Source organism: Buttiauxella massiliensis, from assembly GCF_902500225.1.
Taxonomy (GTDB): domain Bacteria; phylum Pseudomonadota; class Gammaproteobacteria; order Enterobacterales; family Enterobacteriaceae; genus Buttiauxella; species Buttiauxella massiliensis.
Window position 1 is genome coordinate 361,786 of sequence record NZ_LR722648.1, and the last position, 19,256, is coordinate 381,041.

Genomic DNA, 19,256 nt, shown 5'->3' on the forward strand with positions numbered 1-19,256 from the left:
TAGGGTGGATAAGCGGCTAGCCTCATCCACCATTGTGGTCGGTAATGTCGGGGGCGCTGCGCTTGCCCGACCTACGAAGAAGATTAGCTTCCGGTTCTCGCAACGGCATCTCTTGAGGCATGCTCGCGCTCATGGCCGGTTAACTCACTGAGTTGCCCGTGGCGCATTTCCAGTAACCGGTCGGCATGAATAAAGTAGTGATCGTCATGACTGATGGCAAAAATGGTTTTGCCCATTTGCTGCATTAGCGGCAACAGGGTCTGGTAGAACTCGCGGCGGAAATGCGGGTCCTGGTCGGCGGCCCATTCATCTAACAAGATAATGTCGCGCTCTTCCGCTAACGCCAGTAGTAAGGCCACGCGTTTTTTCTGCCCTTTCGACAGTTTCAGATTGAGAATAGTGCCGTTTTCCAACTCCAGCTTGTCGCTCATTTTCAGGCGTTCAAGCCATTGAGCAACCAACTCTGGGTTAGCCTGTTCACCCTGCGGCCCGAGCAGGCGGTCAAACAACCAGACATCGGTAAACACCGCAGAAAACAGCTTGCGATAATCGTCCTGATTGCTGGCATCAATCTTTTTACCATCCAGATAAATTGCGCCAGATACCGGCTGGTAAAGCCCGGTCAGCAGCATCGCCATGGTGGATTTTCCGCTACCGTTGCCGCCAATAAGGAACAGCAATTCGCCACGTTCAATTTTGAGATTCAGCGGCCCAACGGAGAAGCTGTTATCACCGTACTGGAACACCACATCGCGCATTTCGAGGGTTTGCCAGTGGGCAGGTTCAAGGCTTCGTGGAAATTCGGCATCGTACGGTGCAAGATGGAATTTGTTCAGTTTGTTGAACGCCACCTGAGCGGTAAGCAACGTCGGTAATGCGCCAATCGCCGACAACATCGGCGTGCGTAAGAACAATAATGTCAGAGAAAACGTGGCGGCAACGTTGGTATCAGACCAACCGAGGCTATTCGCCATCCAGAACACCAGGCCAATCACGCCGAGCATCATAATATTCGACCAGTTCACCGCGCTCAGGTGGTAGGTATCCGCGCGAATAATATGGCTGCGATAATCGTTAGCATGAGGAATATAAGTGTCTTCATAGACGCGTTCAGCACGTTCGCGGTTTAACGCCAGCTCTTTGCGCCCTTCAATCACGGTCTGGTAATCGTTGTAAAGCTGGTCTTCAATTTCACGCAACTGTGCCAGGTGCTTGTAAACTCGCGCCACCAGCACGTAGCCGCCATAGATGGTTATCGCGACCCAAATCGCCGTCACACCCAGCATTTTTGGCGACAGCCACGCCAGATATGCCGCTGAACCAAAGGTCAGAATAATGCCCTGCACCAATTCCGGCAGGCGCACAAAGGCAATGGTAATGTTGCGCACGTCACTGGTTAAACCCGCCAGCAGTGCCGCATTTCCCAGTTGTTCAACCCGTTCAACGTGCGTATCCATCAGGCGTTTAATAAATTCACTGCGCAGACGGAATACAAAATGGTGGCCGAGTGTGGTCAACGCCAGCTGTGAACCTAATGTCACTGCCATTAATAGCAGCAACAGGCCAAGAAATTCGGGTAGCACCGATAAGGAGAGATCGGGCGTTTCAATCAACCGCAAATTAATAAAGGCAATTAAGCCGATACCTAACGCCGCGCTGAGCAGGCTTAATGCCATTACTGTCAAGAAAGGCCAGCGATACTGCCGGTAAACCACACGCAAAAGTTCCATCACTCACTACCCAAAATCGAAAACAGCGAGCAGTTTAAACGGCTATTACCGTACAGCAAGAATAATTCTTATTTATATTCGTGTTAACGGGTGTGGCGGAAAGTGAGATTGTAGCGAAACTCGTCAGTAGCAGGATGATGGCCAGATTTAAGCGGTAAAATACCATGATAAAACAGCCTTGACGGCCCGCCCCAAACCACGACATCACCATGTTCAAGCATCACTCTTTTCAGCGGGTCATTGCGCTTAAGCCCACCAAACTGAAACACGGCGGGTAACCCAAGTGACACCGAAACAATTGGCTGTTGTAGATTTAGCTCATCTTTGTCCTGATGGAGTGAAAGCTTAGCGCCCGGCGCGTAGCGGTTAATCAGACAGGCATCAGGATTAAAATCAGGATATCCCGCAGCCTTTGAGGCGGCATCGGATAACCGGCGAAAAACGTTCGGTATCGCGGGCCAGTGTTGTGAGGTCAGCGGGTCAATCGGGGAATAGAGGTAGCCGTGAGCGTTAGTGGTCCAGCCGACTTCGCCGCAGTTGGTCATCGCCACCGACATCGTGTAACCGCCTGGCGTGACCATCTGGCGAAATGGGGAAAGTGCGGCAACTTCCTCAATTTGCGCGATAAGCAGCCGTGCATCAGCACAGGCAAAGCGACGCAAAATAACTGCGCCATCAGCCAACGGCTCTAGCCACGGTGCTTCATCGGCAAATAAATCGAGCATCACTCCCCCTGCTGTTGGGCTTCAATCTTAAGAAGTAGGCGCTTACGCTCAACACCCCAACGGTAGCCAGAAAGCGCCCCGTCATTACGCACAACACGGTGGCATGGAATAATGACCGCCAGTTTATTTGCGGCGCATGCTCCGGCCACTGCACGTACTGCCTGCGGCTTGCCGATGCGTTCAGCAATGTCACGATAGCTTGCAGTCTGCCCGGTAGGAATCTCACGCAATGCCTGCCAGACTTGCTGCTGAAATGCGGTGCCCTGAATATCCAACGGCAAATCAAACTGCTGGCCCGGTCTCTCCAGTAAACTCACCACCTGCGCGACATTTTGCGCAAAGAGTTCGTCACCGGCCATTAATGCAGAGTGCGGGAACAGCGTTTCCAATTCGGTAATCAGCGTTTTGGCATCGTTACCTAACAGTATGGCGCAAATACCTCGCTCACTCTGCGCGACCAGAAACATCCCCAAACGGCAGGACCCCACAACAAATTGAATCACGGTGCGTTCCCCTCCCTGCCGGTATTGCTTCGCCGTCATCCCTAAGACTTTATCCGCCTGCTGGTAGTAGTTGCTTCCTGACTGAAAACCGGCGTCGAAAACAGCCCGTGTGACAGGCTCACCCTGAGCCAACTGCGCACGTAACCGTTTTGCCCGCAACGCCTTTTGCCAGGCGTGAGGCGTTAGCCCGGTGACTTGTTTAAACAGACGATGAAAATGGAACGGGCTCATTGCCACTTGCGAAGCCAGGTCGGCAAGAATAATTGATTCGTTGCTGGCTTCAAGAATCCGGCAGGCCAGCGTGATGCGGTCAATACGTTGTTGCTCAGGCGCTTGTTTGTCTGGCTGGCAACGTTTGCACGGGCGAAAACCAGCATCAACGGCGGCGTCAACGTTTTCAAAGAACAGCACATTTTTGCGTAACGGATGGCGCGCGCTGCAAGAAGGACGGCAGCAGATCCCGGTAGTTTTCACCGCAAAGACAAACTGCCCATCAGCGCGACTATCACGGGTTTCCACAGCCTGCCAGCGGCTTTCATCGTTGGCTTTATCAAAAAAATGATTCATGACTGGCTCCTGTATTTTGCTGTCATGATATGACTTTGACAGTTTTAGGACGCTGGGAAACCCGCAATCTTGCTTTCTAATTTTACTCGCTAAGTAAGAAGGTTTTAAACTGAGGCGACATCCAGGTGGTAAAACTATCGCCCTCTTTAGTGATTAAATAAACCGCCAGCCCCTCGTTTTCTGCCACCTGTTTGGCTTTTTCAGTTCCAAGCACCATCAAACCGGTATCCCAGCCATCGGCTTCCATTGCCGTTGGTGAAATCACTGTCGCGGAAACTAATTTATGCTGAATCGGTTGGCCTGTTTGTGGGTCAATCACATGGGACAAACGCTTGCCATCCAGTTCGTAATAATTGCGATAGCTGCCGGAGGTGCTTATCCCGTGCCCATTGAGATCAACCACCGCCTGTACAGCATTTTCACGATCGGTAGGTTTCTGAATCGCCACTCGCCAGGCTTTACCATCAGGATTAGTCCCTCGCGTTACCACTGCTCCACCCACTGAAACTAAATAGCGGCTGATGCCATTTTGTTCCATTAAACGCGCCAGATGATCGGCAGCATAACCCTCACCCATAGTGGAGAGATCAACATACAAACCCACAAGATCTTTCTGTAACCACTGTTTCCCGGCCTGGTTTATCACCGTGAGATGATGCAACCCGGTCAGCGCTTTCGCAGCATCAATTTGTGCCTGATCGGGCGTTTTTATCGGTTGTTTATCTGGGCCAAATCCCCACAGATTCACCAGCGGCCCGACAGTAATATCCATCGCGCCATCGGTCTTCGCGCCAATGCGCAAAGCCATAGTCACAATATCGCTCATTGCTTCAGCGACGGGATAAGGTTCCGTCGTAGAGGACTGATTAAAGCGCGATAAGGCAGAATCTTTTTTATAGGTCGACAACAGGCGGTCGTCACCATCTAGCTGCGCCTGAATTTTTTCCCGCAGTTCAGTCTGTCTTGCATTGTCCACACCCGCGAGACTTGCACGCCAGTATGTCCCCATGGTTTTACCTTCCAGCACCATGCCAGTATTACCTTTTGCTGCTGGGTTATCACAGCCTGCCAAAGCACCCAAAACTATGGCAAACAGGCCATAGCGTAATAATCGTAAGTCCATTGTTTCTCTCTCCTGTTTGAGCGCAAAAGGGTACACCAACTGGCAAAGAATTGGATTAAAAGTGAAGGATTGTTGAGAGTCCAGACGTAAAAAAGGCGCCCTAAGGCGCCTTTTACAACGAATACTGCGAAAGCAGGAATTAGAACTGGTAAACCAGACCAACACCTACGATGTCATCGGTACCGACGCCAGCGTTACGAGTGAATTCGTTTTCGTCCAGCAGGTTGATTTTGTAATCAACGTAGGTAGACATGTTTTTGTTGAAGTAGTAAGTCGCGCCAACATCAACATATTTAACCAGATCCTGGTCGCCGTAACCTTCGATGTCTTTACCTTTGGATTGCAGGTAAGCAACGGAAGGACGCAGACCGAAATCGAACTGGTACTGAGCAACAACTTCGAAGTTCTGTGCTTTGTTAGCAAAGCCCAGATCACCAGCGCGAGTTGCGTTGTAAGTTTGGGTGTACTGAGTTGCCAGGTAAACGTTGTTAGCGTCATATTTCAGACCGCCGGTATAAGTTTCAGCGCGATCGCCTTCACCCAAATATGCAGCGCTGTTCTGCTCAGTAGTACGCTTAGAGCTAGAGATTGCTGAACCCAGGCTGAAACCTTCGCCCAGATCGTAAGTCAGGGAGCCGCCGAAGCCGTCACCATTCTGTTTCAGAGCGCCACGACCGTTCTGAGTAGAACCTTCACCAGAAACGCTGCCGTTTTTGCCCTGGTATTGCAGAGCAAAGTTCAGGCCTTCAACCAGACCGAAGAAGTCGGTGTTACGGTAAGTTGCAACACCGTTTGCACGTGATTGCAGGAAGTTATCAGAACCGTAAGTGTCGCCGCCAAATTCTGGCAGAACGTCGGTCCATGAAGTTACGTCGTAGACAACGCCGTAGTTACGACCGTAGTCGAATGAACCGTAGTCAGCAAAACGCAAACCTGCGAATGCCAGACGAGTCCACGCCTGATCGCTGCTGCCTTCAACGTTGTTAGCTTGAACGTTGTATTCCCACTGGCCATAACCGGTCAGTTGGTCGTTAATCTGAGTTTCGCCTTTGATGCCAAGACGGAAGTAAGTCTGGTCACCGTCAACGCCTTTGTCGTCAGAAAAGTAATGTAAACCATCTACTTTACCGTACAGATCTAATTTATTGCCGTCTTTGTTATAAATTTCGGCCGCATGAGCGGTGCCTGCTACCAGCAATGCTGGAACCAGGAGGGACAGTACTTTAACTTTCATGTTATTAACCCTCTGTTATATGCCTTTTTATATGCCACTGCTTACTGATTAATTCTCTAATCAGTCGGCTAACCCATTGTCCAAAACAAATACAGATTAATCCAATCCGAATATGATACTAAAACCATAGAGATGTTTCATTTGTCCATATACGTGTTTCAAAATGTAAATATGACTGAACTTTTTTCAGCACAAAAAGATAATTATATAAGCACTAATCGTCAAAAAAATTAAAACATCATTTAAAATCATCACGTTACAATAAATGCAATTCAGTAGCACTGAATGATAAAACACGCTCATTATTTATATATAAAATAACTCCCGCTATCATCATTAACTTTATTTATTACCGTCATTCAGCTTTGAATGTCTGTTTACCCCAATTTGGACCGGATGCTTGCATCCGGTTTTTTTTACGTTTCTTTACGTAACTTTAATCATTTTGTGCTACCCCCTTCAAAAAATAACGTCTATTAACAAATTACCGCTTCGCTTACAGATAAATCTCACCTCTCATGCGGGAACTTTCTAAAAAAAGAAAACCTAAATAGACAATCATTTCATATTAAATAATTGTACAAGTGAAACTATTTTGTACAAAAATACCGCGGAAAGTTGATTAAAATACACTCCGTTCAATGGCGTTATTACGGCTAATTATCAACAGCCTGGAAATGTCACGATTTCGAATTATACTCGTTGAGTTTTAAGACACAGACGATGACGCCAACGCCTGTTGCAGGTATTCTTGATCTGGATATGTTGGTTTACTTACTAACAGCTATAACGCCTGCTGGCTTGCCTTGCAGAGCAGTGGATTTTTTTAAGTGGCGAATGCTCGCCGGGTTGCGCGCTAACAATGAGTCAGTCAGACCGTATGATCCCTAATAAATTTTCGCTTATTCCCGGTAATATCACGCGCTTCTTCCTGCTATTGATAGTCGTGCTACTGGTTGCCATGGGTGTCATGGTGCAAAGTGCCGTCAACACTTGGCTCAAGGATAAAAGCTATCAGATTGTCGACATCACCCATGCACTTCACAAAAGGGTTGAGACCTATCGTTACGCAACCTGGCAGATATATGACAACATCGCCGTCTCCACGGCGCCAGCAAGCGACGGTCTGCAAGAAACGCGTCTACGCCAGGATGTGTATTATTTAGAAAAGCCACGTCGTAAAACCGAAGCCCTGATTTTTGGCTCACACGACAGCTCAACACTGGATATGACACAACGTATCTCTACTTATCTTGATACGTTGTGGGGCGCTGAAAACAACCCATGGTCGATGTACTATTTAAATGGCCAGGATAACAGCATGATCCTGGTTTCCACCCTTCCACTTAAAGATCTTTCTTCCGGTCTTAAAGAAAGCGGCGTCAGTTCAATAGTCGATTCACGCCGAGCTGAAATGCTTCAGCAAGCAAACGCACTTGATGAGCGTGAAAGCTTCTCTCAACTACGCCATCTGGCATGGCAAAACGGTTATTACTTTACCCTGCGAACAACCTTTAACCAGCCAGGCCACCTGGCAACGGTCGTAGCGTTTGATTTACCCATCAACGATTTGATCCCACCGGGGATGTCACTTGACAGCTTCCGTCTGGAAAATAACGACGCTCCAATGGCGGCTAACGGCATAGAAAAAGAAGATCCGGATAGCATCTCCATTAATTTTAATGGCGCGAAAATTGAAATAGCGTCCCCGCTTGCTACAACTCATATGCGGCTGGTCTGGCAGGTTCCGCTCGGCACTCTGCTGATGGACACCTTGCAGAATATTATCTTACCTCTGCTACTCAATATTGGCCTGCTGGCACTGGCGCTCTTCGGCTTCACCACTTTCCGCCAACATGCAGCACGTCCTATAGAGGTACAAAACGGCAACGGCGAATTGCAAATTTTACGTGCACTTAACGAAGAGATTGTCTCGCAATTGCCGCTGGGCCTGTTGGTACATGACCTGGATTCAAATCGCACGGTGATCAGCAATAAAATCGCCGATCACCTCCTGCCGCACCTGAATCTACAAAATATTATTGCGATGGCCGATCAGCACCAGGGCGTAATACAAGCCACGATCAATAATGAACTGTATGAAATCCGGCAGTTCCGCAGCCAGATTGCACCACGCACGCAGATATTTGTGATTCGCGACCAGGACCGCGAAATTCTGGTTAACAAAAAGCTCAAGCAAGCTCAGCGTCTATACGAAAAAAACCAGCAGGGACGAATTACGTTCATGCAGCACATTGGGGAAGCGCTACAGCAACCGGTGAAAAATATCGCCGAACACGCCAGCGCACTAGATACTCCAGAGGCGCATGCAGTTGCCAATGAAGCCCAAAACATTGTACGCCTGGTGGATGAGATTCAGTTGCTGAACATGCTGGAAACCGATACATGGAAAACGAATGCAACGTTGTTCGCAATCCAGCCATTGATTGATGAAGTTGCACTTGAGATGTTGCCGATCATCAAACGTAAAGGCTTGCAACTGCTAATCAACAACCATTTGGCGGCAGATGAAGAGCGTCATGGCGACCGGGAAGCGCTTCGCAAAGTGCTCCAGTTATTGCTGCATTATTCAGTAACGACTACCCAAATTGGCAAAATCACCCTGGATATTACTGAAGAAGAGTCCGGGGCTGATCGCTTGTTGTTCCGTATTTTGGATACCGGTGAAGGCATCAGTAGTGGTGAAGTCGATAATCTCCACTTCCCTTTCCTCAACGAAACCAGTGAAGATCGTTACGGGCGTGCTAATGGATTAACATTCTATTTATGCGATCAGCTTTCACGCAAACTCGGCGGGCATCTGAATATCAAGACCCGTGAGGAAATTGGTACGCGCTACAATCTGCACATCAAAATGACAGCCGAACCGCAGCAGGAAGAGCAAGAAGAGAAACTGCTCGATGATGTGGTGGCGATGATTGATATCACCTCCAATGAAGTCCGAAATATTGTCACCCGCCTGCTGGAAAACTGGGGCGCGCAGTGCATCACTCCGGATGAAAGACTGGCAAGTCAAGAGTTTGATATCTTCCTGACAGATAATCCGTCTAATCTTACATCTTCGGGTTTGCTTTTAAGCGATGATGAGAACGGAATGCGGAAGCTAGGCCCAGGCCAGTTCCGAGTTAACTTTAATATCAGTAATGCCATGCAGGATGCGGTGCTGCAGCTGATAGAAGAGCAACTGGCGCAAGAAGGTATTTCGGAATCACCATTGGGTGGCGATGAAAATGCACAACTTCATGCCAGCGGCTATTACGCGCTGTTTGTCGACACAGTACCGGAAGATGTTAGGAGATTGTATACTGAATCAGCGGCGCACGATTTCGCAGCATTAGCGCAAACAGCTCACCGTTTGAAGGGAGTGTTTGCAATGCTCAATCTGGTACCCGGCAAGCAGTTATGTGAAACGTTAGAGCATCACATTCGTGAAAGTGATGCTACCAACATACAAAAATATACCAGCGATATTGACGCTTACGTCAAGAGTTTGCTGTAGCAAGGTAGCCTATTACATGAACACTATGAACGTAATTATTGCCGACGACCATCCGATTGTCCTGTTCGGCATTCGTAAATCACTCGAGCAGATCGAGTGGGTGAATGTTGTCGGTGAGTTTGAAGATTCCACAGCGCTTATCAATAACTTACCTAAATTAGACGCACACGTACTGATTACCGATCTCTCCATGCCTGGAGACAAATACGGCGATGGCATTACGCTTATTAAATACATTAAGCGCCATTTCCCGAATATCTCAATCATCGTTCTGACGATGAACAACAACCCGGCGATTCTGAGCGCGGTATTAGAACTGGATATCGAAGGGATTGTATTGAAGCAAGGCGCGCCAACTGATTTACCAAAAGCGCTGGCCGCATTGCAGAAAGGCAAAAAATTCACGCCAGAGAGCGTTTCTCGCCTGCTGGAAAAAATCAGTGCTGGCGGTTACGGCGACAAACGCTTATCTCCGAAAGAGAGCGAAGTCTTGCGCCTGTTCGCAGAAGGTTTCCTGGTGACTGAAATCGCCCGCAAACTGAACCGTAGTATCAAGACCATCAGCAGCCAGAAGAAATCAGCAATGATGAAACTGGGCGTGGAAAACGATATTGCTCTGCTGAACTATCTTTCGTCAGTGAGCCTGTCCCCGGCTGACAAAGACTAGATCAATGTCGGATGACGCTGCGCTTATCCGACCGACAAGAAAGCAATCGTAGGGTGGATTAGCGTAAGCGACATCCACCATTTTTTTATCTGCCGCTACGCACCCTTGCGGCATACAGATCGACCGTCGTTTTCAGAATATCCAGCGTGACCGGTTTCGACAGGCAGCTATCCATTCCCGACTCAATACACCGTTGTTTCTCTTCTGCCAGCGCATTTGCCGTCACCCCCACCACAGGTAAAGTCAAACCGAGCTGACGAATCCGTTGTGTCAGGCGATAACCATCCATGTTTGGCATGTTCACATCGCTGAGCACAATATCAATGTGATTTTTACTCAACACATTCAGTGCATCGACACCGTCGTTTGCCGTTTTACATTGATAGCCCAACGATCCCAGTTGATCTGCCAGCAAGCGTCGGTTGATAGGGTGATCATCGACAACAAGAATCATCATATCGTCATTTTTTTCATTGCTGTCAGCGGCTACCGGTTGGGTAGAATCAGCCCCCGGCACATTCACCGTAACGCTGTAAATACGGCCCAGCAGCAGCATGAGATCATGAGGTGCCGCAAGGCTATGTAACCAGCAACCCGGTGAGGCTTCAATTGGGATCCCGATATGGCGACGGCAGAAGATAATGGCGGCGCGCCCTTCCCATGCTTTTTCCAGTTCATCATCGGTTATCAAAATATCGTCGTTATCCGGCCTCTGGCCCTGATACTGCCGAACATCGATTTGGTTACGAGCAAGCACGGACTCGAGATATTTACTCAGCGAAGCATTACGCACCGCCAGCCAGCAACGTTTATTAACCAACCCTTCGACCTGTGACTGCTCGGCGTATTTTGCAGCGTATAAAGGAATACGGATCGTAAACTGGCTGCCCATCCCCACTTCGGTATCTACGGCAATATCGCCATCCATCATGCTAATTAGCTTCTCGCAAATGGCCAGCCCAAGCCCTGTACCCTGGAAGTTGTGCTGCACGCCTGTGCCCACCTGGAAGAATGGGTCAAATAAGCGCGTAACTTCTTTTGCCGGAATGCCAACGCCAGTATCACGCACACGCCAGGAGAGGTAATCCCCTTCCACACTAACGTGCAAAACAATGCAGCCAATATCGGTAAATTTGATGGCGTTACTGAGCAAGTTGGAAATGACCTGCTGCAAACGCATCGGGTCACCTTGCAGCGTCAGCGGCACATCCGGTTCGATAAAACAGTACAGTCCGAGTTGTTTACGCACCACCAGCGGCAGGTAGTTTGCGGTGATATGGCTCATCACTTCGCGTGGCGAGAACTCATGCGGCTCTATTTTTAACTGCTCGGATTCAATTTTTGAAAAGTCGAGAATATCGCTGATGATTTTCAGCAACAGGCTCGATGAGTTATTCATCGCCGTCACGAGGCGATCTACCCCTTTCGGCAGGTCTTTAGTCTGCAATAAATCCAGGTTACCGATGATGCCATATAGCGGCGTGCGCAGTTCGTGGCTCACGGTGGCTAAGAACATGGATTTTGACTGGCTCGCCTGCTCAGAGGCTTGTGCCATTTCTTGAAGCGACTCTTCCATCTTGACGCGCGCACTGACATCCACCAGCACACAAATTGCGACGTTTTCATTTCGATAACGCGAATGGACAAAGCTAATCTGCAAGTTGGTATGGCTACTGGTCAGCACATCGACAAAGTTAACCTGCTGACCACAGATAATTTGCGTTAACCGCTGTCGGTCTTCATGAGTCAGCATGTTGAGATAATTGTGCGCCAGTTCATTACTCAGAATGTTTGTCCCGTCCTGGGTGCGCAGAATACAGATACCGACCGGCGCTGAGGCGACAATTTTACGGTTGAACTGCTCGTGTTCTTCGAGGCGCAGGGCATCATTTTCTGCCGGAATAAAGATCCGTTTTTCATACATACGCGCCAGAGTAAACAGTACGACCCCAACCAGTATATTCAGCAGTACCGCATTGAGAATCAACATGCGAATGCGTTCCAGCACCATATCCACAGGTACGGAGTACACCACGCTCATCGATGACGGCGGCAGGTTTTTCTTGAGAATAAATTGCTTATATCCGGCGGTATAGCCAAACCAGGAACGTTCCTGAAGCCACTTTTCATCAGGCTGAATATTTGCTTCCGGGCCGGTAAGTGAAATCAGTGGATGGCTATTTTCATCGAGAATTGTCACGCCAATTGGCATTGAACCCGGTGAAAGGAAGTTCTCCATACGAATGGTTTGCTCAACACCCAACAGAGCCTGCAAGCGGTTAGCCAGATACACCGGCGTGAGGGTATAGAAATACCCGACTCCCGGGCGTGAACCCTGACCAATCCAGTAAATACTATTGCTGCGCTCATCCTGTGGTGCATTGCGATATTTCATGATGCGCTCATGCAACGTTTTCAATGCTTTTTCACGCTCAAGGGGCATTTCACGTAGGCCAAAATCCGCCATGCACAGATTGTCACCGCCAATCAAAAAAACGCGGTTGAGATCGTAGGCCGCCGAGAAATTGTCCCGCCAGTAGCGTAAGAACCATGCCAGGGATTGCAAAGAAGAACGCCAGGTTGAGCTGACAGCTGAACAGTCCGAGTCCGGAAATAAAGGCATGAAACTCGGAGGGTCGACTCTGTTGTCATCATTTTCCACGGACGGCAACACGCCATTCGCGGCGGTCAGACGATTTTCTGCAATGTACTTGAGCTCTTTCACCACATCAGACGTACGCTGGATGTAACGCTGCGCCTGGTCAAAGCTGATATTAAATTCCTGGCGAATTTCTGACTCTTTTTCGTGTAGGGCATTCATGATGTAGAACACCGAAAAGAGCGCAATCAGCAGCCAAAGCAATAAAGCCAGTGCCCGAAACAGGTAGCGGGAGACTTTTAGTGTGGTGCGAAAGGAGACAAGATATTTCAAATTGAGCCTGGTCGTGGAAATAACAAAACTTTAGATGCCGTTAAGGTAGCCGCAAAAATGGCAGCCCGCAACGGCAAAGGGAACGATCACTGTCTGATAGTTTGACCGCCGATCCGGACATACTCCGAACATCGCTTCATAATCCGTCAACAATCAGCCATAGGAAGGCCAATGTTAATGTTACGGTCCCTTTACCAACAATGCATCCCAAGACGACTGCGCAGTAAGCTCATTGTCATCGCGGCATTGATGGTAACAATCCCTATCCTGACGATTGGCTACTTTGTGGAAAGCGAAGGCAGAGCGGCATTACTTCAGGAAAAACAAAATAAGTTATTTGCAGTAACGCACCTGTTGGATAAGCAACTTGGCGATGACTTTGCCCTGTATGCAAACCTGCCCCGGGCAGCAAGAATTCAGGCCTTGAATCAGCACCTTTCATCACGAACCGAGCAGATAGCAACCTCCTTCCCAGGCGTGGGTGCGGGTTACTATCACCGCCAACTTGATGCCATTATTACCTACGCTCCCAAAAATGCTTATCAAAGTAATGTGGGTCTGAGCATTTCCGTAGATCACCCTGGTCGACATGTCATGACCAGCCGACAAAACCAAGTCGTATGGGGTAAGCAAGTACGTGGCAACATTATGAATGTGATGCTGCCAATCAGACGCAACGGGGAAATAATTGGCTATATCTGGGCTAATGAACTTTCTGAAGATATTAGCCAGCAAGCGCTGGCGATGGATTTGCGAGTCATTATCGTACTCGCTGTCGGTTTGCTTATCAGCATTTGCCTGATCATTGTGTTCTCACGCCGTCTGAGTTCAGATATTGAAGTCATTAAACATGGGCTTGCGGCATTGCCGCAAAACCTGGACACCCAACTGCCAACGTTAACAGGCGAAATGGGTGACATAACTTCCAGTGTCAATGCTCTGGCGCGAGCATTGCGTGAAACCAGAACACTTAATGACCTGATTATTGAAAACGCAGCAGATGGTGTGATTGCTGTCGATACTCAAGGGCTTGTTACCCTGATGAACCCTACTGCCGAAACGACGACGGGATACCGCCAGGACGAACTCCTCGGTAAACCCTACTCTACAATGTTTTCTACCTCGCTCTTCCATAGCCCCATTCTGGAAACTCTGGAAAAAGGCATCAGTTTTGTTGCCAGGGAAATCACCTTCCCAGCCCGACATCGCACTATTGAACTGAGTGTCACCACCAGCCAGATTTTCAATGCTAACAACGAACTGATTGGTGCACTGGTGATTCTGTCTGATCTCACCGCCCGCAAAGAAATACAACGCAGAATGGCTCAGGCAGAACGATTAGCCGCCCTTGGCGAACTCATGGCTGGAGTTGCACATGAAGTGCGAAACCCTCTCACCGCGATTAAAGGTTATGCCCAAATTCTCAGAGAGCTGGAAACCCATCCGCAACGCCAGGAATACCTGCGCATTATCCTTAAAGAGATCCAGTCTATTAATGCTGTCATTCAACAGTTACTTGATTTTGCCCGTCCTCAAACGGGGAAATGGCAGGCCGTGAATCTCAATCAAATCCTCAATGATTGCCTGGTGTTAATTAAAACCAAAGGTGTTGAGGCGCGAATTGATTTTCTTACCCGAGTCGATCAATCGCTCACCGATATTGAGGCCGATGGAGAAATGCTAAAACAGGTCATTCTTAATATTCTGATCAATGCCGTACAAGCGATTCCCGCCAGAGGAAAAATCTTCATCCGCACCCGACGACTGGGCGATACCCTTCAAATACTGCGTATTAAGGACACTGGTTGCGGTATTAGCGAACAGATAAAAAGCAAAATATTCGATCCTTTTTACACCACAAAATCCTCAGGTACAGGGCTTGGTCTGGCAATCAGTCAGCGCATTATCAATGCTCACCAGGGTGACATCCGCTTCACCAGCCATCCCAATAAGGGAACTACTTTCACCTTGTTATTACCTGTGAATCAAACTCAAGAGAGCGACCATGAAACAAAGCTGGCAAATACTGATTGTTGATGATGAAGCAAACGTCCGTCGGATGCTCACCACCGCTTTCACGCTAGATGGACATCGTCCACTTTGTGCAGCAAACGGCTATGAAGCACTCGAGCTGTTCCATTCACATCAACCCGATGTGGTGTTAATGGATATACGCATGCCTGTGCTTAATGGTATTGAAGCACTGGAAAAAATGCGTGCTGTTCGCCCGGCAACGCCAGTCATTCTGATGACAGCTTATGCCGCCGTAGAAACCGCTGTAGAAGCGCTCCGTTTTGGTGCCTTTGATTACGTTATTAAACCTTTCGATTTAAGTGAGGTTAAGCTCGTCATCCTGCGTGCTATGCAAATGCAGGACATGAAGCAACAAATTAACCAACTGCATCAGCAATTGTCGAAAAGCTATCAATGGGGCCATATCCTCACCCAAAGCCCAGCCATGATGGAAATATGTCGCGATACCGCCAAAATTGCGCTTAGCCACGCCAGCGTATTGATATCAGGAGAAAGTGGCACGGGTAAGGAGCTTATCGCGAGAGCTATTCATTACAATAGTGGTCGTAGCCAAGGGCCGTTTATCAAAATAAATTGTGCGGCATTACCAGAATCACTGCTGGAAAGTGAGCTTTTCGGTCACGAGAAAGGTGCTTTCACTGGCGCACAACTGCAACGACATGGTTTGTTTGAACGCGCTCACGGAGGCACATTGCTGCTGGATGAAGTCGGTGAAATGCCGCTGAACCTGCAAGTAAAACTTTTGCGCGTTCTCCAGGAAAGAGAATTCGAACGCATTGGCGGTAGCCAGACTGTACGTGTCGATATTCGAATTATCGCTGCAACTAACCGGAATATTCCCGCCATGGTTGAAGCTGGAACATTCCGTAATGACCTTTGGTATCGCCTGAACGTAATCCATTTAACACTTCCACCGCTACGAGAGCGTCTGGAGGATATTTCACTACTGGCAAACCACTTTTTGCAAAAATTTAACCTGGAAAATCAAAGAGAAATTATTGAAATCGACACCACCACGATGGCGTTATTGGAGTCTCACACCTGGCCGGGCAACATTCGAGAGCTTTCCAATATCATCGAGCGAGCCGTCATCATGAGCACTGGTATGGTGATTTTCCCGGAAGATTTACCTCCCCTCTTACAAGCATCTAAACCCATAAGCGAAAAAGAGCCAGATACGACGGGCTCTCTGAAAGAAAACGTTAAGCGCTATGAAAAAGCGCTGATCGTCTCTGCGCTTAACGATAGCTATGGCAATCGAACTCGGGCAGCAATGCTGTTAGGGATCAGCCGTCGGGCATTAATGTATAAATTACAAGAATACAATATCGAGCAAATCGCCGAAGGCTAATCTTTCCCTGACAAGAATTGCGCAACTGTGCAATTTTTGTCAGGTTCACTCCATCCACACCCTTCTACACATCTCATTCAAAAATGAAAATACCCCATTAAATTCAATTAATTAATCTCATTTCTTCGATTTACCGCGAACTGGCATTCCCCTTGCTATGTCATGGACATCTCCATAAGGAGAGTGACTAAGGGAAATAGCATGAAAAACAAAATAATCACTATTGGTAACGCCGCTGAGCACTTCCGAGATGGCATGACCATTATGGTCGGTGGCTTTATGGGCGTAGGAACCCCACCCCGCCTGATTGAAGCGTTACTGGCTTCGGGTGTTAAAAACCTGACGATAATTGCCAACGATACCGCCTTCGTTGATACCGGTATCGGCCCGTTAATTGGCAACCGACGAGTTAAGAAAGTCATTGCTTCGCACATTGGCACCAACCCAGAAACTGGGCGGCAAATGATTGATGGCGAACTTGAAGTAGAACTGGTTCCACAAGGAACACTAATTGAACAGATCCGCTGTGGCGGTGCTGGGCTTGGCGGCGTATTAACCGCTACAGGCGTTGGCACCGTAGTGGAAGAAGGTAAACAGAAGATTGTCCTTGAAGGAAAAACCTGGCTACTCGAACGCCCTCTGCGCGCCGATATCGCATTAATTCGCGCACATCAGGCGGATACCTCTGGAAATTTGACCTACCAACTTAGTGCCCGCAATTTCAACCCACTGATTGCGCTAGCCGCTGACATTACCTTTGCCGAGCCAGATGAACTCCTGCCCGTCGGTGATATCGCACCAGACAACGTCATCACCCCCGCCGCCGTTATTGATTTCATTGTGAATCCTCAGGAGTAATGCCATGAATGCTAAAGAAAAAATTGCCAGACGCGTGGCTTTGGAATTACGCGACGGCGCAATAGTCAACCTGGGGATTGGTTTGCCGACCAAAGTAGCCGATTACCTGCCTGAAGGTATTCACATCACTCTTCAGTCAGAAAATGGTTTTCTCGGTCTTGGTCCCATCAATGAACCCCACCCGGATCTGGTTAACGCCGGAGGGCAACTTTGCGGAATCTTGCCGGGGGCTGCAATGTTTGATAGCGCCATGTCGTTCGCATTGATCCGTGGCGGCCATGTCGATGCCTGCGTACTGGGTGGGCTGCAAGTTGATCAGCACGCTAATCTGGCTAACTGGGTGATCCCTGGGAAGATGGTCCCAGGCATGGGTGGCGCAATGGATCTGGTGACTGGAGCTCGTCATGTCATCATTGCTATGGAGCATTGTGCAAAAGATGGCTCGTCCAAAATCCTGCCTGACTGCACGCTCCCTCTGACCGCACTTAACGCCGTTCATATGCTGGTGACCGAGTTAGCCGTGTTCCGTTTCAAAGAGGGAAAAATGTGGCTAACCGAACATGCCGAAGGAGTCAGCATTGAGGAGATAGCGCAAAAAACTGCAGCCGAATTTACCGTGGATCCGGAGTTGCACCTTATGCCAATGGGCGCTGAGAGAGGTTTAGTATGATCGGTAAAATCTCCCGCCTGATGACGCGTTTTGTGAGTCGTTACCTCCCAGACCCACTCATCTTTGCCATGTTGCTGACGCTGCTAACATTTATCATTGCGTTGGGGTTAACACCTCATTCGCCAGTTAGCATCGTGAAAATGTGGGGTGACGGCTTCTGGAATCTGCTCGCGTTCGGCATGCAGATGGCACTCATCATTGTTACCGGGCATGCACTTGCCAGCTCCACTCCCGTTAAACGTATCCTGCAATTTACCGCTTCTGCGGCAAAAACGCCGACTCAGGGCGTCATGCTGGTGACCTTCTTTGGTTCAGTTGCCTGCGTGATTAACTGGGGTTTTGGGCTGGTGGTAGGCGCCATGTTTGCCCGTGAAGTGGCTCGCCGGGTGAAGGGTTCCGATTATCCGCTGCTGATCGCCTGTGCTTACATCGGTTTTCTGACATGGGGTGGTGGTTTTTCTGGCTCAATGCCGCTGCTTGCAGCAACGCCAGGCAACCCGGTTGAACATATTGCGGGGCTTATTCCGGTATCTGATACCTTGTTCCGTGGCTTCAATCTTTTCATCACCCTTGGGCTTATCGTGATGATGCCTTTCGTCACACGCATGATGATGCCAAAACCAGGTGATGTGATTACGATTGACCCTGTTTTATTGCAAGAAGAAGCCGATTTTCAGAAAACCCTGGCAAAGGATGCTCCACCTTCTGAACGCCTGGAAGAAAGCCGCATGTTGGCGCTGCTGGTCAGTGCGTTGGGCATTGCCTACCTGGGTTTCCAGTTTTATGAAAAAGGTTTCAACATCACCATCAATACCGTGAACATGATGTTTATGGTTGCCGGGCTTCTGCTTCACAAGACACCGATGGCATACATGCGTGCGATTAGCGCTGCTGCCCGCAGTACCGCAGGGATTTTGGTGCAATTTCCCTTTTACGCAGGCATTCAATTAATGATGGAACACTCAGGCCTCGGGGGCATGATTACCGAGTTTTTCATCAATGTTGCCAATAAAGAAACCTTTCCCCTTATGACATTCTTCAGCTCCGCACTGATCAACTTCGCAGTGCCATCAGGAGGTGGACATTGGGTAATTCAGGGGCCGTTCGTTATTCCTGCCGCACAAGCTCTGGGCGCCGATTTGGGTAAATCAGTGATGGCAATTGCGTATGGCGAACAGTGGATGAATATGGCGCAACCCTTCTGGGCACTGCCTGCACTGGCTATAGCAGGGTTGGGCGTACGCGACATCATGGGTTATTGCGTTACCGCTCTACTGTTCTCATGCGTGATATTCGTTATTGGCCTGACGCTATTTTGATATCCATCGACTAAGGAAGGAAT

At 48.8% G+C, this 19,256-nt stretch carries 13 protein-coding genes; 7 read left to right on the forward strand and 6 right to left on the reverse strand.

Annotated elements, in window-relative coordinates:
• Positions 1-83 precede the first annotated feature (83 nt).
• From GC128_RS01675 to GC128_RS01695, 5 genes are all read right to left on the reverse strand, one after another.
• The gene (locus tag GC128_RS01675; RefSeq protein ID WP_151992831.1) at positions 84-1,730 is read right to left on the reverse strand and encodes a multidrug ABC transporter permease/ATP-binding protein; all 1,647 of its coding nucleotides are present in this window, start codon (positions 1,728-1,730) and stop codon (positions 84-86) included.
• Positions 1,731-1,813: 83 nt separating this feature from the next.
• Positions 1,814-2,455, reverse strand: a complete 642-nt coding sequence (alkB, locus tag GC128_RS01680) for a DNA oxidative demethylase AlkB (protein ID WP_151992832.1) — start codon at positions 2,453-2,455, stop codon at positions 1,814-1,816.
• Positions 2,455-3,525: a bifunctional DNA-binding transcriptional regulator/O6-methylguanine-DNA methyltransferase Ada gene (ada, locus tag GC128_RS01685; RefSeq protein WP_151992833.1), complete on the reverse strand. Its 1,071-nt coding sequence runs from the start codon at positions 3,523-3,525 to the stop codon at positions 2,455-2,457. Before ada ends, alkB begins: the two co-directional genes overlap by 1 nt.
• An 82-nt stretch (positions 3,526-3,607) precedes the next feature.
• Positions 3,608-4,648, reverse strand: a complete 1,041-nt coding sequence (apbE, locus tag GC128_RS01690) for an FAD:protein FMN transferase ApbE (RefSeq protein WP_151992834.1) — start codon at positions 4,646-4,648, stop codon at positions 3,608-3,610.
• Between the two features lie 139 nt (positions 4,649-4,787).
• Positions 4,788-5,882 carry a porin OmpC gene (locus GC128_RS01695; RefSeq protein ID WP_151992835.1) on the reverse strand — a complete coding sequence of 365 codons (1,095 nt, stop codon included), beginning with the start codon at positions 5,880-5,882 and terminating at the stop codon, positions 4,788-4,790.
• A gap of 880 nt (positions 5,883-6,762) precedes the next feature.
• On the opposite strand from GC128_RS01695, the gene rcsD reads away from it, so the two are divergent.
• Together rcsD and rcsB are read left to right on the forward strand one after the other, a co-directional pair.
• Positions 6,763-9,402: a phosphotransferase RcsD gene (rcsD, locus tag GC128_RS01700; protein WP_151992938.1), complete on the forward strand. Its 2,640-nt coding sequence runs from the start codon at positions 6,763-6,765 to the stop codon at positions 9,400-9,402.
• Between the two features lie 16 nt (positions 9,403-9,418).
• Entirely contained in the window at positions 9,419-10,069 is a 651-nt protein-coding gene (gene rcsB, locus GC128_RS01705; protein ID WP_151992836.1) for a response regulator transcription factor RcsB, read from the forward strand.
• Positions 10,070-10,154: 85 nt separating this feature from the next.
• Here rcsB and rcsC read toward each other — a convergent pair whose 3' ends face one another.
• Positions 10,155-13,001, reverse strand: a complete 2,847-nt coding sequence (gene rcsC, locus GC128_RS01710; RefSeq protein WP_151992837.1) for a two-component system sensor histidine kinase RcsC — start codon at positions 12,999-13,001, stop codon at positions 10,155-10,157.
• 177 nt (positions 13,002-13,178) lie between these two features.
• Here rcsC and atoS point away from each other — a divergent pair, with 177 nt between their 5' ends.
• The 5 genes from atoS to GC128_RS01735 all read left to right on the forward strand — a co-directional run bounded on the left by atoS (position 13,179) and on the right by GC128_RS01735 (position 19,233).
• Positions 13,179-15,038 carry a two-component system sensor histidine kinase AtoS gene (gene atoS / locus GC128_RS01715; protein WP_407643433.1) on the forward strand — a complete coding sequence of 620 codons (1,860 nt, stop codon included), beginning with the start codon at positions 13,179-13,181 and terminating at the stop codon, positions 15,036-15,038.
• Positions 15,007-16,386, forward strand: coding sequence for an acetoacetate metabolism transcriptional regulator AtoC (gene atoC, locus GC128_RS01720; RefSeq protein WP_151992839.1), 1,380 nt, complete (start codon positions 15,007-15,009; stop codon positions 16,384-16,386). Before atoS ends, atoC begins: the two co-directional genes overlap by 32 nt.
• Positions 16,387-16,587: 201 nt before the next feature.
• Complete coding sequence (gene atoD, locus GC128_RS01725; protein WP_151992840.1) at positions 16,588-17,244, forward strand: acetate CoA-transferase subunit alpha; 657 nt, start codon at positions 16,588-16,590, stop codon at positions 17,242-17,244.
• A 4-nt stretch (positions 17,245-17,248) separates the two neighbouring features.
• Complete coding sequence (locus GC128_RS01730) at positions 17,249-17,914, forward strand: 3-oxoacid CoA-transferase subunit B (RefSeq protein ID WP_151992841.1); 666 nt, start codon at positions 17,249-17,251, stop codon at positions 17,912-17,914.
• A complete protein-coding gene (locus GC128_RS01735) occupies positions 17,911-19,233 on the forward strand; it encodes a TIGR00366 family protein (protein ID WP_151992842.1) in 1,323 nt (440 codons plus the stop codon). Before GC128_RS01730 ends, GC128_RS01735 begins: the two co-directional genes overlap by 4 nt.
• Positions 19,234-19,256 lie beyond the last annotated feature (23 nt).

What these genes read in the sequence shown, in the direction of transcription:
- GC128_RS01675 (WP_151992831.1), bottom strand. Translation starts at nt 1,730, where the DNA reads ATGGAACTTTTGCGTGTGGTTTACCGGCAGTATCGCTGGCCTTTCTTG.
- alkB (WP_151992832.1), bottom strand. Translation starts at nt 2,455, where the DNA reads ATGCTCGATTTATTTGCCGATGAAGCACCGTGGCTAGAGCCGTTGGCT.
- ada (WP_151992833.1), bottom strand. Translation starts at nt 3,525, where the DNA reads ATGAATCATTTTTTTGATAAAGCCAACGATGAAAGCCGCTGGCAGGCT.
- apbE (WP_151992834.1), bottom strand. Translation starts at nt 4,648, where the DNA reads ATGGACTTACGATTATTACGCTATGGCCTGTTTGCCATAGTTTTGGGT.
- GC128_RS01695 (WP_151992835.1), bottom strand. Translation starts at nt 5,882, where the DNA reads ATGAAAGTTAAAGTACTGTCCCTCCTGGTTCCAGCATTGCTGGTAGCA.
- rcsD (WP_151992938.1), top strand. Translation starts at nt 6,763, where the DNA reads ATGATCCCTAATAAATTTTCGCTTATTCCCGGTAATATCACGCGCTTC.
- rcsB (WP_151992836.1), top strand. Translation starts at nt 9,419, where the DNA reads ATGAACACTATGAACGTAATTATTGCCGACGACCATCCGATTGTCCTG.
- atoS (WP_407643433.1), top strand. Translation starts at nt 13,179, where the DNA reads ATGTTACGGTCCCTTTACCAACAATGCATCCCAAGACGACTGCGCAGT.
- atoC (WP_151992839.1), top strand. Translation starts at nt 15,007, where the DNA reads ATGAAACAAAGCTGGCAAATACTGATTGTTGATGATGAAGCAAACGTC.
- atoD (WP_151992840.1), top strand. Translation starts at nt 16,588, where the DNA reads ATGAAAAACAAAATAATCACTATTGGTAACGCCGCTGAGCACTTCCGA.
- GC128_RS01730 (WP_151992841.1), top strand. Translation starts at nt 17,249, where the DNA reads ATGAATGCTAAAGAAAAAATTGCCAGACGCGTGGCTTTGGAATTACGC.
- GC128_RS01735 (WP_151992842.1), top strand. Translation starts at nt 17,911, where the DNA reads ATGATCGGTAAAATCTCCCGCCTGATGACGCGTTTTGTGAGTCGTTAC.